16 protein-coding genes and 1 pseudogene are annotated in these 15133 nt (G+C 66.5%); 15 read left to right on the top strand and 2 right to left on the bottom strand.

Annotated elements, in window-relative coordinates; all coding sequences use genetic code 11:
- Positions 1 to 121: 121 nt before the first annotated feature.
- The 6 genes from ruvC (at position 122) to ACETMP_RS28500 (ending at position 4802) form a co-directional block, all read left to right on the top strand.
- Positions 122 to 649, top strand: coding sequence for a crossover junction endodeoxyribonuclease RuvC (ruvC, locus tag ACETMP_RS28475; RefSeq protein ID WP_375158738.1), 528 nt, complete (start codon positions 122 to 124; stop codon positions 647 to 649).
- Positions 650 to 887: 238 nt separating this feature from the next.
- A complete protein-coding gene (ruvA, locus tag ACETMP_RS28480) occupies positions 888 to 1505 on the top strand; it encodes a Holliday junction branch migration protein RuvA (protein ID WP_212431067.1) in 618 nt (205 codons plus the stop codon).
- 125 nt (positions 1506 to 1630) lie between these two features.
- A complete protein-coding gene (ruvB, locus tag ACETMP_RS28485) occupies positions 1631 to 2689 on the top strand; it encodes a Holliday junction branch migration DNA helicase RuvB (RefSeq protein WP_375158739.1) in 1059 nt (352 codons plus the stop codon).
- A gap of 129 nt (positions 2690 to 2818) precedes the next feature.
- On the top strand, positions 2819 to 3739 hold the full coding sequence (locus ACETMP_RS28490; protein WP_375158740.1) for a metallophosphoesterase: 921 nt from the start codon (positions 2819 to 2821) through the stop codon (positions 3737 to 3739).
- A gap of 68 nt (positions 3740 to 3807) precedes the next feature.
- Positions 3808 to 4257: a tol-pal system-associated acyl-CoA thioesterase gene (gene ybgC, locus ACETMP_RS28495; RefSeq protein WP_375158741.1), complete on the top strand. Its 450-nt coding sequence runs from the start codon at positions 3808 to 3810 to the stop codon at positions 4255 to 4257.
- A gap of 77 nt (positions 4258 to 4334) precedes the next feature.
- Positions 4335 to 4802 (top strand): DUF1348 family protein, encoded by a 468-nt coding sequence (locus ACETMP_RS28500; RefSeq protein ID WP_375158742.1) that lies wholly within the window; start codon positions 4335 to 4337, stop codon positions 4800 to 4802.
- A gap of 195 nt (positions 4803 to 4997) precedes the next feature.
- Here the strand turns inward: ACETMP_RS28500 and ACETMP_RS28505 are convergent, their stop codons facing one another.
- Positions 4998 to 5705, bottom strand: coding sequence for a type 1 glutamine amidotransferase (locus ACETMP_RS28505; RefSeq protein ID WP_375158743.1), 708 nt, complete (start codon positions 5703 to 5705; stop codon positions 4998 to 5000).
- Between the two features lie 82 nt (positions 5706 to 5787).
- Entirely contained in the window at positions 5788 to 6714 is a 927-nt protein-coding gene (locus ACETMP_RS28510; protein WP_375158744.1) for a LysR substrate-binding domain-containing protein, read from the bottom strand.
- Positions 6715 to 6985: 271 nt separating this feature from the next.
- On the opposite strand from ACETMP_RS28510, the gene ACETMP_RS28515 reads away from it, so the two are divergent.
- From ACETMP_RS28515 to ACETMP_RS28555, 9 genes and pseudogenes are all read left to right on the top strand, one after another.
- Positions 6986 to 8020 (top strand): ABC transporter substrate-binding protein, encoded by a 1035-nt coding sequence (locus ACETMP_RS28515; RefSeq protein WP_028138439.1) that lies wholly within the window; start codon positions 6986 to 6988, stop codon positions 8018 to 8020.
- Positions 8021 to 8043: 23 nt separating this feature from the next.
- Positions 8044 to 9084 carry an ABC transporter ATP-binding protein gene (locus ACETMP_RS28520; RefSeq protein ID WP_375158745.1) on the top strand — a complete coding sequence of 347 codons (1041 nt, stop codon included), beginning with the start codon at positions 8044 to 8046 and terminating at the stop codon, positions 9082 to 9084.
- Positions 9081 to 9956, top strand: a complete 876-nt coding sequence (locus tag ACETMP_RS28525) for an ABC transporter permease (RefSeq protein WP_028138437.1) — start codon at positions 9081 to 9083, stop codon at positions 9954 to 9956. The genes ACETMP_RS28520 and ACETMP_RS28525 overlap by 4 nt, the downstream gene beginning before the upstream one ends.
- Positions 9953 to 10759: an ABC transporter permease gene (locus ACETMP_RS28530; RefSeq protein ID WP_375158746.1), complete on the top strand. Its 807-nt coding sequence runs from the start codon at positions 9953 to 9955 to the stop codon at positions 10757 to 10759. Before ACETMP_RS28525 ends, ACETMP_RS28530 begins: the two co-directional genes overlap by 4 nt.
- 8 nt (positions 10760 to 10767) lie before the next feature.
- Positions 10768 to 11904 carry an FAD-binding oxidoreductase gene (locus ACETMP_RS28535; RefSeq protein WP_028138435.1) on the top strand — a complete coding sequence of 379 codons (1137 nt, stop codon included), beginning with the start codon at positions 10768 to 10770 and terminating at the stop codon, positions 11902 to 11904.
- Positions 11905 to 11931: 27 nt separating this feature from the next.
- Positions 11932 to 12228, top strand: coding sequence for a (2Fe-2S)-binding protein (locus ACETMP_RS28540; RefSeq protein WP_375158747.1), 297 nt, complete (start codon positions 11932 to 11934; stop codon positions 12226 to 12228).
- A pseudogene (locus ACETMP_RS28545) lies at positions 12225 to 13642 on the top strand (NAD(P)/FAD-dependent oxidoreductase). Before ACETMP_RS28540 ends, ACETMP_RS28545 begins: the two are co-directional and overlap by 4 nt.
- Positions 13639 to 14760, top strand: coding sequence for an NAD(P)/FAD-dependent oxidoreductase (locus ACETMP_RS28550; protein WP_375158748.1), 1122 nt, complete (start codon positions 13639 to 13641; stop codon positions 14758 to 14760). The pseudogene ACETMP_RS28545 and the gene ACETMP_RS28550 overlap by 4 nt, the downstream one beginning before the upstream one ends.
- A gap of 12 nt (positions 14761 to 14772) precedes the next feature.
- On the top strand, positions 14773 to 15120 hold the full coding sequence (locus tag ACETMP_RS28555; protein WP_028138431.1) for a RidA family protein: 348 nt from the start codon (positions 14773 to 14775) through the stop codon (positions 15118 to 15120).
- The last annotated feature ends 13 nt before the right edge of the window (positions 15121 to 15133 follow it).

A 15133-nucleotide genomic window follows, 5' to 3' on the forward strand; every position in this document is an offset into this window, starting at 1 on the left:
ATACCCCGCCTTCGCGGGGTATGACGGCGGAATACGGGGCAGGTGCTGTCCGACCCACTTCCCCTGTTACTTCTGTTCTGTTTCTGTTTCGCTTCCGGCGGCCAGCCGCTATCACTGGCCCATGACTGCGCTCCCGATTCGTGGCCCCGTCCGCATCATCGGCATCGACCCCGGCCTGCGCCGCACCGGCTGGGGCGTGATCGAGGCTGAGGGCAACCGGCTGATCTACGTCGCCTGCGGTTCGGTGGAGCCGCCGGACGATTTGCCGCTGGCGAGCCGCCTGCTCGCGATCCATGAAGGGCTCGCGGCCGTTCTCTCCAGCCATCAGCCGATGGAAGCGGCGGTCGAGCAGACCTTTGTCAACAAGGACGGCGTCGCCACGCTGAAACTCGGCCAGGCCCGCGGCGTCGCCATGCTGGCGCCCGCAATGTTCGGCATCCCGGTCGCCGAATATGCGCCGAACCAGGTCAAGAAGACCGTGGTCGGCGCCGGTCATGCCGACAAGCAACAGATCGCGATGATGCTGAAGATCTTGCTGCCCAAGGCCGAGCCGCCGTCGGCAGACGCCGCCGACGCGCTCGCCATCGCCATCACCCACGCCCATCACCGCCAGAGCACAGCGCTCCGGCTGAAGGTGGTGGGGATATGATGCGCGTCGCGAGGCACAGATGAGCGGCATCGGCGGTGCGCTCCCTCCCCCTTGTGGGGGAGGACTGGGGAGAGGGGTAGCCGCAGCGGTGGTGCCGCGGTCGTTGGTGAGCGGCGCATGCCGCGCTCGCGCCTTCGAGAGAATCCCCGTGTGGCACCCCCCTCCGTGACCCTCCCCCACAAGGGGGAGGGAACGGATCCGGTGTGCCGTGCGTCCTTCAAGCGATGGGTGCGCAGCGATGATCGGCAAGCTCAAGGGCCTGATCGATTCCTACGGCGAGGATTTCGTCATCCTCGACGTCGGCGGGGTCGGCTATCAGGTGCATTGCTCCTCGCGCACCTTGCAGCATCTGCCCTCGCCGGGCGAGGCCGCCGTGCTCTCGATCGAGACCTATGTCCGCGAGGACCAGATCAAACTGTTCGGCTTCCGCACCGATCAGGAGCGCGAATGGTTTCGCCTGCTCCAGACCGTGCAGGGCGTCGGCGCCAAGGTCGCGCTCGCCGTGCTCGGCACGCTGGCGCCGGCCGATCTCGCCAATGCGATTGCGCTGCGCGACAAGGCCGCGGTGGCGCGCACGCCCGGCGTCGGCCCCAAGGTCGCCGAGCGCATCGTCACCGAACTCAAAGACAAGGCGCCGGCCTTCGCCAATGTCGATCCGGCCGTCGTGCATCTCGCCGGTGCCGTCGACGACCAGCGCGCGCCGCGCCCGGTGGCGGATGCGATCTCCGCGCTGGTGAATCTCGGCTACGGCCAGCCGCAGGCGGCTGCTGCGATCGCATCGGCCTCGCGCAGCGCGGGTGAGGGCGCCGAGACGGCACAGCTCATCCGCCTCGGCCTGAAGGAGTTGGCGAAGTGAGCGCGGCAATGGTCAGTCTCGTAGGGTGGGCAAAGCGCAGCGTGCCCACCATCTTTGGAGCGATCGGAGACGTGGTGGGCACGGCGCGAAGGGCGCCTTTGCCCACCCTACGAGGAGTTCACTAGGTGAGCGACCCCAAGGCCAGCCGCATGGTCTCGCCCGAGCGCCGCAGCGACGATGTCGGCGATACTGCGCTGCGGCCGCAATCGCTGTCCGATTTCGTCGGCCAGCAGCAGGCGCGCAAGAACCTGTCGATCTTCATCGAGGCGGCGCGCAAGCGTGGCGAGGCGTTGGATCACGTGCTGTTCGTCGGTCCCCCCGGCCTCGGCAAGACCACGCTGGCGCAGATCGTCGCCAAGGAGCTCGGCGTCGGCTTCCGTGCCACCTCGGGGCCTGTCATCGCCAAGGCCGGCGATCTCGCCGCCCTCCTCACCAATCTCGAAGAGCGCGACGTGCTCTTCATCGACGAGATCCATCGCCTGAGCCCGGCGGTGGAAGAGGTGCTCTATCCCGCGATGGAGGATTTTCAGCTCGACCTCATCATCGGCGAGGGTCCGGCGGCGCGCTCGGTGAAGATCGAGCTGTCGAAGTTCACGCTCGTCGGCGCCACCACGCGCGCCGGCCTGCTCACCAATCCCCTGCGCGACCGCTTCGGCATCCCGGTGCGGCTGAATTTCTACACGATCGAGGAGTTGGAGAGCATCGTCAGCCGCGGCGCGCGCGTGCTCAATGTCGGCATGAGCGCGGACGGCGCCAACGAGATCGCGCGCCGCGCCCGCGGCACGCCGCGCATCGCCGGCCGCCTGCTGCGGCGCGTCCGCGATTTTGCTTCCGCGGCGGACGCCGCCACGATCGATCGCAAGATCGCCGATCACGCGCTGAGCGCGCTCGAGGTCGATGCCGCAGGTCTCGATGCGATGGACCGCCGCTATCTCACGACCATCGCGCTCAACTATGGGGGCGGCCCGGTCGGTGTCGAGACCATGGCCGCGGCACTGTCCGAGCCGCGCGATGCGATCGAGGACATCATCGAGCCCTATCTCATCCAGTGCGGCTACCTGCAGCGCACCCCACGCGGCCGCTTGCTCACCTCGCATGCCTTCCGCCATCTCGGCATCGCCGAGCCCTCGCGCGATGCTGCGGCGCAGTTCGGGCTGTTCGGGACGGACGAGAGCGACGACTGATCTGCGCAAACGCGACGCGCTCCTTCGGTCATGAATTTCTGGTCATCTCGTGCAGGCGATCTGCACGAGCGCACCCCAATTCCGCTCCAATCGGGCCGCATCAAGAGAGCGCATCCCAATCGGGTTTCCATGATCACGCGTCGTCATTTCATCCGTTCCATTGGCGGCCTGTCCGCCCTCGGCGTCTCCACCGCGGCCTATGGCGTCGGCGTCGAACCGGTACTGCGGCTCCGTGTCACCCGCTATCATCCAAAGCCGCGGCAATGGCCGGCGGATCTTTCGCTGAAGATCGCCGCCATCGCCGATATCCATGCCTGCGATCCGTGGATGTCGCTGGAGCGGATCGAGGGCATCGTCGCGCGCACCAACGCGCTGAACGCCGACCTCGTCGTGCTGCTCGGCGACTATGTCGCCGGTCTGCACCACGTCACGCGCATCATTCCGTCGAGGGAATGGGCGAGGGTACTCGCCGGCCTCAAGGCGCCGCTCGGCGTTCATGCCGTCATGGGCAATCACGATTACTGGGACGACAGGACCGTGCAGCGCACGGGGCGCGGGCCGACGATGGCGCATCGTGCGCTCGAGGCCGCCGGCATTGCCGTTTACGAGAACGACGCGGTACGCCTCACCAAGGACGGCCGCCCATTCTGGCTCGCCGGCCTGGGTGATCAGCTGGCCTTCCTGCCGGCGCGGCGCTTGCGCAGCATGACGCACTTCGGCGCCGACGATCTCAACGCCACGCTCGCCAAGGTCACTGACGACGCGCCGATCATCCTGCTCGCGCACGAGCCCAACATAGCGCCGCGCGTTCCCGCGCGCGTCGCGCTGCAATTGTCCGGCCATACCCATGGCGGCCAGGTTCGCCTGCTCGGCTGGTCGCCCGCCCTCGCAAAGCAGCAGGGCATCCGGCTTGCCTATGGCCATATCAGGCTGAAATGCGATCTCATCGTCTCCGGCGGCCTCGGTTGCAGCATCATGCCGGTCCGCGTCGGCGTGCCGCCTGAGATCGTCGAGGTGACGCTGGGAAGGACAGGCCCGGTTGTGTCCTGACAGGCTTGCGCGGTCGGCCGTTTTTGCGCAGAACGGGCCGGTTACCGACAAGCGAAGAGGCTCGCGACGTGACAGCTCATCTCGACGGCGAGATCCGCGACGGCCGCCATCACATGCAGGTCCGCGTCTACTACGAGGACACGGATTTTTCCGGCATCGTCTATCACGCCAATTATCTGCGCTACATGGAGCGTGGACGCACCAATCATCTGCGCTTGATGGGCGCCGAGCAGCAGGCGCTGTTCGAGCAGGCCGAGACGGAAGGCACAGGCTTCGCCTTCGTGGTGCGCTCGATGCATCTGGACTTTCTCAAGCCCGCGCGGATGGACGACGTGCTCGACGTCGTGACCTGGCCTGTCGCGGTGAAGGGCGCCTCGATCCTGCTGGGGCAGGAGGTGCGGCGCGGTGACGACGTCCTGGTGAAAGCCGAGGTCCGCGTCGCCTTCATCAGCGGCGGTCGCGCCCAGCCGATCCCGAAATCGATCCGCACGCTGATGAAGGCCGATTTGATTTCGTGATCGCCTGATTTGCAACGGCCTATCGACTCCGCCAATTGCGGCGATAGATTGCGTCCCGATCAACCGATGAGGCCACCATGTCGCGCCCGCCGCTTCCGCCCTTCACCCGCGAGACCGCCGCGCAGAAAGCGCGCATGGCCGAGGACGCCTGGAATTCACGCGATCCGGTGCGCGTTTCGCTCGCCTACACCGAGGACAGCCGCTGGCGCAATCGCTCCGAGGTGTTTCAGGGCCGCGAAGCGATCGTCGCCTTCCTGACCCGCAAATGGGAGAAGGAGCAGGATTATCGCCTGATCAAGGACCTCTGGGCCTTCGACGGCAACCGCATCGCGGTACGCTTCCAGTACGAGTGGCACGATGCGAGCGGCCAGTGGTATCGCTCCTACGGCAACGAGCAGTGGGAGTTCGACGAGCACGGATTGATGAAGCGGCGCGAGGCGTCGATCAACGACATCATGATCGCCGAGAAAGACCGCCGGTTTCATTGGTCCGCGCCGGGACCGCGGCCGGCCGATGTGCCGGGATTGGGAACGGAGCCGTTCTGATGTTCGCGAGATAGCGCCACCTGCGCGCTATACCCTCTCCCCCTTGTGGGAGAGGGTGGCTTCGCGGAGCGAAGACGGGTGAGGGGTCTCTCTCCGCGAGTCCACTCTCACATGAGTTCGCGGAGGCAACCCCTCATCCGGCGCTTCGCGCCACCTTCTCCCACAAGGGGAGAAGGAAGCGGAGCGTGCCGATGGCTAGGCGCGTCTCGCCAGGAACCTCGTAATCGCCCCACCGAGCTTGGCGTTGTCCAGCGGCTGCGCCAGCGACGCCCTCGCCGTGGCAACGACCTCCTCCGGCGCGTTGCCGTCGCGCAGTTCGCAGCACACTTGCGCGAACGCGACGTCGAACTCGGGGTGCGGCTGCACGGTTAGCGTGGTGCCGTTGGCGTAGAGCAGGCCGGCATGCGGGGTGAACGCCGACGACAGGATCGTCAGCGCATCGCTCGGCGGCTCGATCACCTGATCCTGATGCGAGGCGGCGATCGCGACCGCTTCGCCTTCAATGATTCCGTTCTCCGGCAGCACCCGATAGACGTGCCGCCCGATGCCCCAGCCCTTCTCCGACTTGCGCACGGTGCCGCCGAGCGCCTGGGCGATCAGCTGATGGCCGAAGCAGACGCCGACCATCGGCGTCGTGTTGAAGTGGGCCTTGCGCACGAAATCTTCCAGCGGCGCGATCCAGTCGTGTCCGTCATAGACGCCGGCAGCCGCGCCGGTGATCAGGACGGCTTCGAGCTCGCGCGGATCGGGAAGCGCATCGCCATTCGGGATGCTGACGACCTCGACCGTGGCGGCGGGGTCCTCGGCGCGGATCATGCGCTCGAACATATCGGGAAATGAACCGTGGCGCTCGCGGTACTCTTGCGGGACCGCTCCGGTCTCGATGATGGTGATGCGTGCCATGTGCCCTCGCGAAGACAGGGAGAATACAGCAGGCGCAGCGTGGCGTCCAAATCAGCCGCTCGCAAGTCAGCCGCTCGCAAAGTCAGCCGCTCGCAACATCCTGCGCGGCCTCGTCCTCGAACTCCGCCAGCGCCTTGCGCATGGTCTCGACGAGATCCAGCGCCACCGGCGACGGGCTGCGCTGTGCCGGGAAGACGGCGGAGAATTCGAAGTCGATGCGTGGCAGGAAGCGACGCGCGACCACGCCGCGGGTGGCGAATTCCCGCGCGGTGAAAGGGTCGCAGATCGCGACGCCAAGCCCTGACGACACCATGCCGCACATGATCTCCGACAGCGTGGTCTCGACCCTCAGCACGCGGCGGACCTCGTGACGATTGAAGACCTGGTCGACGAGATGCCGGCTCGACGATCCCGCCGACAGCGAGATGAACGTCTCGCCCTCGAAATCGCGCGGCTCCAAAACCTCCTTTTCCGCGAGGCGATGACCTGTCGGCAGCACCGCGACGCGCGCCGGCGCCGGCAGTCGCAGGCTCGGCAGGCCGGAATGGGCGATCGGCACCTCGGCAAAGCCGATGTCGCATTGATTGTTCAGAACCCAGTCGACCACGATCGGCGAGATCACGCCGAAGAAAGCGAGGTTGAGGTTCGGCCGCTCCCGCAGGAAGTGCCCGGCCAGCCGCGGCAGAAAGCCGTTCGCAAGCGCCGGCAGCGCGGCGATGCGCAGCGAGCCGGTGCGGCGGCCGCGGATTTCCTCGGCTGCCGCCGTGATGCGCTCGAGGCCGACGAATGAGCGCTCGACCTCGGTATAGAGCGCCATCGCCGCCGCGGTCGGCACCAGGCCGGTGCCGCGCCGCTCGAACAGCTCCATCTTCAACAGCGCCTGGAAGTCGCGTAGCAACCGGCTGACCGCTGGCTGCGTCACCACCATCAGCTTCGCAGCCTCCGTGACGCTGCCGGTCAGCATCATCGCGCGGAAGGCCTCCACCTGCCGCGAATTGATCCGCGCCATTCAATCTTCCAATCATAACATTTCGGCATGCAGAGGGTGCCATTATTCATTGGACGATGGAAGTATAGGTTTGCGATCTTTTTCATCAGAGCTGGAGCCAGCTCGCTTTTTCGGCAGATTGGAGGCGTTCAAACCTCCAGATCGCGCCAAAACCCGCCGAACAGGGGCCGGAGCCCTGATCTGAGGGGGATTTGCGCGGAAGGAAATGCGGAAGGCGCTCCAGCCGGATTTGTCGGCACGTCACCTCATTCCGGTATGGAGATCGGTCCACATGAAGACTTTTCGCCTTCTGACCGCGGTCAGCATCGCAGCGCTCATTGCCGCCCCGTCAGCCGCCTCGGCCCAGCAAAAGACCCTCTATATCGCCGGCTATGGCGGCTCGTTCGAGAAGACGATCCGCGACGAGGTGATTCCGGCTTTCGAGAAGGAGAACGGCGTCAAGGTCGAGTACGTCGCCGGCAACTCCACCGACACGCTGGCCAAGCTCCAGGCGCAGAAGGGCAACCAGCAGATCGATGTCGCCATCGTCGACGACGGCCCGATGTACCAGGCGATCCAGCTCGGCTTCTGCAGCAAGCTCGAGGGACTGCCGGCCGATCTCTACGATACCGCCCGCTTCAAGGACGACCGTGCGGTCGCGATCGGCATCGTCGCGACCGGCCTGATGTACAACACCAAGGTGTTCAAGGAGAAGGGCTGGGCGCCGCCGACCTCGTGGAATGATCTGAAGGACCCGAAATACGCCAAGCAGCTCGTGATCCCGCCGATCAACAACACCTACGGCCTCGAGGCGCTTGTGATGCTGTCGAAGATGAACGGCGGCGGCGAGACCAACGTCGAGTCCGGCTTCAAGATCTTCAAGGAACAGATCAATCCGAACGTGCTCGCCTACGAGCCGTCGCCGGGCAAGATGACCGAGCTGTTCCAGTCCGGCCAGGCCGTGATCGCGGTGTGGGGCACCGGCCGCGTCCAGAGCTTTGCCAACACCGGCTTTCCCGTCGACTTCGTGTATCCCAAGGAAGGCGCGGCGACGCTGCTGACCACGGCGTGTCCGATCAACAAGCCGAACGCCTCGCCGCTCGCCGCGAGCTTCGTCAAGATGCTGCTCGATCCGAAGATCCAGCTCGTGCTGCTGAAGGACTACGGCTACGGTCCCGTGCTGAAATCGCTGGTGATCCCGCCCGAGCTCGGCAAGATGGCGCCGATCGGCGAGCGTGCGGCCAAGCTCTACAATCCGGACTGGACCGTCATCAACGAGAAGCGCGAGGAGTGGACCAAGCGCTGGAATCGCGAGGTCGAGCGCTGATCAGTCGCGGCGGAGACAGCGTCATGGCCTATCTCGAGCTCGATCGGGTCGCAAAGCAGTTCGGCGCGCAGACCGTGGTCGACGACTTCAGCCTGTCGGTGGGGAAGGGAGAGTTCATCTCCTTTCTCGGCCCGTCCGGCTGCGGCAAGACCACGACGCTGCAGATGATCGCGGGCTTCCTTGATCCCACGCGTGGCACCATTCGCCTCGAAGGCAAGGACCTGACCGCGATCCATCCGGCCAAGCGTGGCCTCGGCATCGTGTTCCAGAGCTACGCGCTGTTTCCGCACATGACCGCGGCGGAGAACGTCGCCTTTGGCCTCGAGATGCGTAACGTGCCGCGAGGCGAGCGGGCCGAGCGCGTTCGCTCTGCGCTCGCGATGGTCGGCCTTGCCGGCTACGACGACCGTCATCCCCGCCGCATGTCCGGCGGCCAGCAGCAGCGCGTGGCGCTGGCGCGCGCGCTGGTGATCAAGCCGAGCGTGCTGCTGCTGGACGAGCCGCTGTCGAACCTCGACGCCAAGCTGCGCGAGGAGATGCAGATCGAGCTGCGCCAGATCCAGCGCACCGTCGGTACCACGACGATCCTGGTCACGCATGACCAGAACGAGGCGATGTCGCTGTCCGACCGCATCGTGGTGATGAGCCAGGGCAAGATCGAGCAGATCGGCACGCCGCAGGAGACGTATGAGAAACCGGCCTCCGCCTTCGTCTCCCAGTTCCTCGGCAAGACCAACGACTTTGCCGGGACCATCGACCGCACCGCGGCGCCCGCGCAGCTGGTGGCGGGCTCCTGGAGCGCACCGGCGCCCTTGGGCTTGAGCGGCCCCGTGACGGTCAGCATTCGCCCGGAGAGGATCGGCTTTGGCGATGCCGGTCTTGGTGCAAAGATCATCACGCGGATTTTCCAGGGCAATCACTGGCTGTTTCAGTGCGAGAGCGAGTGCGGTCCGGCGATCGTGATCCGCCAGAACGACGGCAAGGCGCAACCGGCCGAAGGCGAGGCCGTTCGCCTCACCTGGCGGCCCGAGGACATGAGCGTGCGCGCGAGGGCCGGCGCATGAGCATGGCCGCCGAGGAGCGCAGCACGCGCGCGCCATGGGCGCTGACGGCGCCTGCCTTGATGCTGTTCGTCGGCGTGCTCTTGATCCCGCTGGCGATGACCGTGATGCTGTCGTTCCACGATTGGGGCCAGTACAAGGGCATCGAGCCGGTCTTCATCCTCAAGAACTGGCACGAGATCGCGACCGATCCCTATTACGCAGAAATGTTCTGGCGGACCTTTCGCGTCGCGATCCTGACGACACTCCTCACCGCCGTGTTGGGCGCGCCCGAAGCCTATATCCTCAACCGCATGAGCGGCCGGTGGAAAAGCTTCTTCTTGCTGGTCATTCTCGGGCCGCTCTTGATCTCCGTGGTGGCGCGTACGCTCGGCTGGGCACTGCTGTTCGGCGGCAACAACGGCCTCGTCAACAAGCTCCTGATGTCGCTCGGGGTGATGCGCTCCCCCATTCCCTTCATGTTCACCGAAACCGGCATGGTGATCGCGCTGGCGCACGTCATGATGCCGTTCATGGTGCTGTCGGTGTGGGCGGCGCTGCAGCGGCTCGATCCGCAGATCGAGAACGCCGCGATGTCGCTCGGCGCCGGTCCTGTCACCACCATCCGCCGCATCATCATGCCGCAGATCATGCCGGGCGTGCTGTCGGGGGCCATCATCGTGTTCTCGCTCTCGGCCAGCGCGTTTGCGACGCCCGCGATCATCGGCGGCCGCCGGCTCAAGGTTGCCGCGACGCTGGCCTATGACGAATTCCTCAACACCCTGAACTGGCCGCTCGGAGCCGCGGTCGCGACGCTCCTGCTGGTCGCGCTGGTCTTCATCGTCGTCGGCAGCAACGCGCTGATCGAGCGGCGCTATGCGGAGGTGTTCCGATGAGACGGAACGGCCCGCTGGCGCTGATCTTCCACACCATCTTCGTCGTCATCATGGTGGCACCGATCCTGGTGGTCTGCCTCGTCGCCTTCACACCCGAGGGTTTCCTGTCGCTGCCGACCAACGGCTTCTCCTTGCGCTGGTTCAGGACCATCGCGAACTATCCCGAATTCATTCACGCCTTCTGGGTCAGCCTTGGGTTGGGGGCGCTCTCGTCCTTCGTCGCGCTGCTGTTCGCGGTGCCGGCGGCGCTCGCGATCGCGCGCTATCGCTTCCGCGGACGCGATGCGCTGGCGGCGCTGTTCCTGTCGCCGCTGATGATCCCGCATGTCGTGCTCGGCATCGCCTTTCTGCGCTTCTTCACCTCGGCCGGCCTCGGCGGCAGCTTTGCCGCGCTGATCATCGCCCATGTCATCATCGTGTTTCCGTTCGCGCTGCGGCTGACGCTCGCGGCGGCGACCGGGATGGACCGCACGGTCGAGATGGCCGCCGTCTCGCTCGGCGCCGGCGGCTGGACCCTGTTTCGCCGCGTGACGTTGCCGCTGATCCTGCCCGGCGTCATCAGTGGTTGGGCGCTGGCCTTTATCCAGTCCTTCGACGATCTGACCATGACCGTCTTCCTCGCCGCGCCCGGCACCGAGACATTGCCGGTGCGCATGTTCCTTTACATCCAGGACAACATCGATCCGCTGGTGACGTCGGTCTCGGCCTGCGTGATCGCGATCACCATGACCGCCCTCATTCTGCTCGACCGCTTCTACGGGCTCGACCGCGTGCTCGCCGGCAAGGGCGATACGGGGCGATAGGAGAACCCATGTCAGGAGAATATGACGTCGCCGTCGTCGGCGGCGGGCTGCTCGGCTCCGCCATTGCCTGGGGCCTCGGCCGGCTCGGCAAGACGGTCGCCGTGCTCGACGAAGGCGACATCACCAAGCGAGCCTCGCGCGCGAACTTCGCGCTGGTCTGGGTGCAGAGCAAGGGGCTCGGCATGCCCGCCTATACGGTGTGGACCGTGCGGGCGTCGCAGGCCTGGGGCCGATTGGCGTCCGAACTGAAGCAGCAGACCGGGCTCGACGTCTGCCTCCAGCAGAATGGCGGCTTTCACCTCACCCTCGGCGAGGACGAATTCGGCCAGCGCACCGAGCTGGTCGCGCGCATGCACAACCAGACGGGCGCGGCCGACTACAGGATGGAGATGCTCTCCGCATCCGACGTGAAGAAGTCGCTGCCGCTGATCGGCCCCGAGGTCTCCGGCGGCAGCTATTGCCCGCTCGACGGCCACGTCAATTCGCTGCGCACGTTCCGCGCGTTCCATACCGGCTTCAAGGCGTTCGGCATCGACTATCTGCCGGAGCGGCCGGTCTCGGCGATCGGCAAGAGCGGCGGCGAATTCCGCCTGACCACGCCGAAGGGCGAGCTGCGCGCCGCCAAGGTGGTGCTGGCCGCCGGCAACGCCAACCAGACGCTGGCGCCGATGGTCGGCCTCCATGCCCCGATGGGCCCGACCCGCGGCCAGATCGTGGTGACCGAGCGCACGGTGCCGTTCCTGCCGCACCCGCTGACGACGATCCGCCAGACCGACGAAGGCACGGTGATGATCGGCGACAGCAAGGAGGACGAGCTCGACGACCGCGCGCTGAAGCATTCGATCAGCGCGGTCATGACCGATCGTGCCCAGCGCATGTTCCCGCATCTGTCGCGGCTCAACGTGGTCAGGAGCTGGGCCGGCATCCGGGTGATGCCGCAGGACGGCTTTCCGATCTACGACCAGTCAAAGACGCATCCTGGCGCCTTCGTCGCCTGCTGCCATTCCGGCGTGACGCTCGCCTCCAACCACGCTTTCGAGATCGCGCGCATGGTCGTGCAGGGTGCGCTCGAGCCCGAGCTGGTCGGCGCGTTCTCGGCGAGCCGTTTTGGCGGCGCGGGCGCGGCGAACAACAGCGGTTACTAGAGATTTCAAGGAGCCACGAGGCATCCCATGTTCAAGAGATCCGAGCACGACAAACGCCCACCGGTGCAGATCTTCGTCGATGGCGTGGCCGTCGCGGCGCGCCAGGGCGACACCGTCTCCGCGGCGCTGCTGGCCTCCGGCGTCGACGCGCGGCGCGCCACTGCAGTGAGCGGCGCGCCGCGGCTGCCCTATTGCATGATGGGCGTGTGCTTCGACTGCCTCGTCACGATCGACGGCGTCGGCAACCGTCAGGGCTGCCTGGTGCCTGTTGCCGAGGGCATGCAGATCGAGATCCAGAAGGGCAAGCGGGAGATCGGAAGATGAGTGTGGCTCCCAGGCGTGAAGACTATGACGTCGTGGTGATCGGCGCCGGGCCCGCCGGCCTTGCTGCGGCGGCGACCTCGGCCGAAGCCGGCCTCTCGACGCTGCTGCTCGACGAGAATGCGGGTCCCGGCGGCCAGGTGTTTCGCGCCATTGCATCCACGCCCGTGACCGACCGCAGCCAGCTCGGCGCCGATTATTGGGTCGGTGCCGATCTCGTGCAGGCGCTGCGCGCGAGCGGCGCCGAGGTGATCCATCGTGCCACCGTCTGGAGCCTGGACCGCAACCTCGAGATCGCCGTCTCCATCGCCGGCGCATCAGCCTTCGTCAAGGCGAAGCGCGTGATTCTGGCGACCGGCGCGCTGGAGCGGCCGTTTCCGATTTCCGGCTGGACGCTGCCGGGCGTGATGACCGCAGGCGCGGCGCAGACCATGCTGAAATCCTCGGCGCTGGTGCCCGACGGCCGCACGGTGATCGCCGGACAGGGCCCGCTGCTCTGGCTGCTCGCCGCGCAGATCCTGCGCCTTGGCGGCCGCATCGACCGCATCCTCGACACCACCGAGCGCGGCAATTATTTCGCCGCGCTGCCGCACGCCTTCGCCTTCTTGACCTCGCCCTATTTCGCCAAGGGCCTGTCGATGATGCGCGAGGTCAAGGCAAAGGTGCAGGTCGTCTCCGGCGTCACCGAGCTTGCGGCGGCTGGCGACGGCCAGCTTGCCAGCGTCAGCTATGTCGCGGGCAGCAAGCGCGAAACCATTTCCGCCGATCTGCTCCTGCTGCATCAAGGCGTCGTGCCCAACGTCAATCTCGCGATGGCGGCAGGCGTCGAGCATCGCTGGGACGACCTGCAGCTGTGCTGGTCGCCGGTGCTCGATGCGAGCGGCAGCTCGTCGGTCGCCGGCATCGCAATTGCCGGCGACGGCGCCGGCATCGGCGGTGCGAGCGCCGCCGTGGTGCGCGGCCGGATCGCAGCGCGCGCGGCGGTGGAGGCCTTGTCGCCCGCAGCTGCGGCGAAGCTCGCGCCGATGGCAACGCTCCGCGCCGATCTCGCCAGGGCCGAGCGCGGCCGCGTCTTCCTCGACACGCTGTTCCGGCCTGCGCCGCAGTTCCGGATTCCTCGGGCGACACCATCGTCTGCCGCTGTGAGGAGGTCACCGCAAAGGACGTCCTCGATTCCGTCGCGATCGGCGCGACCGGGCCGAACCAGCTCAAGGCCTACCGCCGCACCGGCATGGGCCCGTGCCAGGGCCGGCTCTGCGGCCTCACCGTCACCGAGCTGATGGCGCAGGCGCGCGGAAAGACGCCGCAGGAGATCGGTTATTACCGGCTGCGCGCGCCGGTGAAGCCGATCACGCTCGCCGAGCTCGCCGCCGTTCCCAAGAGCGAGGCGGACGTCAAGGCGGTGGTTCGCGGATGACCCAAAACGTGGATGCGATCGTCGTCGGCGGCGGCATCCACGGATGCTCGACTGCGCTGCATCTGTGCCTCGCCGGCCTGAAGCCGGTGCTGATCGAGAAGGACTATGCCGGCCGCCACGCCTCGGGCGTCAATGCCGGCGGGGTGCGCCAGCTCGCGCGGCACATCCCCGAGATTCCGCTCTCGATCCGTTCGATGGGAATCTGGGAGAAGATCGCAGATCTCGTCGACGACGATTGCAGCTTCGAAAGCTACGGCCAGGTGCTGGTCGCGGAGGACGAGGACGAACTCGCGATTTGCCGCGCCCGCGTGGCCGAGCTCAACGCGCTGGGCTTCACCCACGAGGAACTGATCGGCGCTGCTGAACTACGTCGTCTGGTGCCCGCGGTTGCCGAGACCTGTCCCGGCGGAATCGTGTCGCGTCGTGACGGCGCCGCCAATCCGGCGCAGACGACGACCGCATTCCGCCGCAAGGCCGAGCGGTTGGGTGCGATCATGCGCGAGGGTGTCGCGGCCGGCAACATCCGGCACCGTGATGGTCTCTGGCATGTCGACGTCGGGACGGAAGTCTTTGCCGCACCGGTGCTGGTCAATGCCGCCGGCGCCTGGGCCGGCAGGATCGCCGCAGATCTCGGCGAGCCCGTTCCGGTCGAGACCGTGGCGCCGATGCTGATGATCACCTCGCGCGTGCCGCACTTCATCGATCCCGTCGTGATCCTGCGCGGGCGAAAGCTCTCCTTCAAGCAATTCAAGAACGGCACCGTGCTGATCGGCGGTGGCCATCTGGCGAGGCCCTATCAGGACCGCAACGAGACCGTGCTCGACTGGAAGAGTCTTGCGACCAGCGCGCAGACCGTGTTCGAGCTGTTTCCGGTGATGCGCAGCGCCTCCATCGTCCGCGCCTGGGCCGGCATCGAGGCCAAGATGACGGACGATATTCCGGTGTTCGGTCCGAGCAGCCGTCACAAGGGCCTCTATCACCAGTTCGGCTTCTCGCTGCACGGCTTCCAGCTCGGCCCCGGCGCCGGCGCCGTGATGGCCGAGCTGATCGTCAACGGCGGCACCCAGACCCGAATCAGCGATCTCGGCATCGACCGCTTCCATCCTTCCACGCTCTAACAAGAGGACATCATGAGCATCACCCGCAGCATCCGCACGCCCATCATGCACCGCGCCGTTGAGGCCAATGGCTTCGTCTTCCTCGGTGGCACGATTGCCGACGATACGTCAGTCTCGATGGGCGAGCAGACCCGCAATATCCTCGGCAAGATCGCCGGCTATCTGAAGGAGGCGGGCACCGACAAGTCTCGCGTCGTCAGCGCCTCGATCTTCGTCACCGATCTCTCCAAGAAGAAGGAGATGGATGCGGCCTGGACCGAGTTCTTCGGCGACAATCTGCCGACCCGCGCCACTGTCGGCGTTGCCGATCTCGGTGGCGGCGCGCTGATCGAGGTCGTGGTCACCGCGCTGAAGGGCTGATCGCGCTTGCCAC

The sequence above is a fragment of the Bradyrhizobium dasycarpum genome (assembly GCF_042019905.1).
GTDB lineage: Bacteria > Pseudomonadota > Alphaproteobacteria > Rhizobiales > Xanthobacteraceae > Bradyrhizobium > Bradyrhizobium japonicum_B.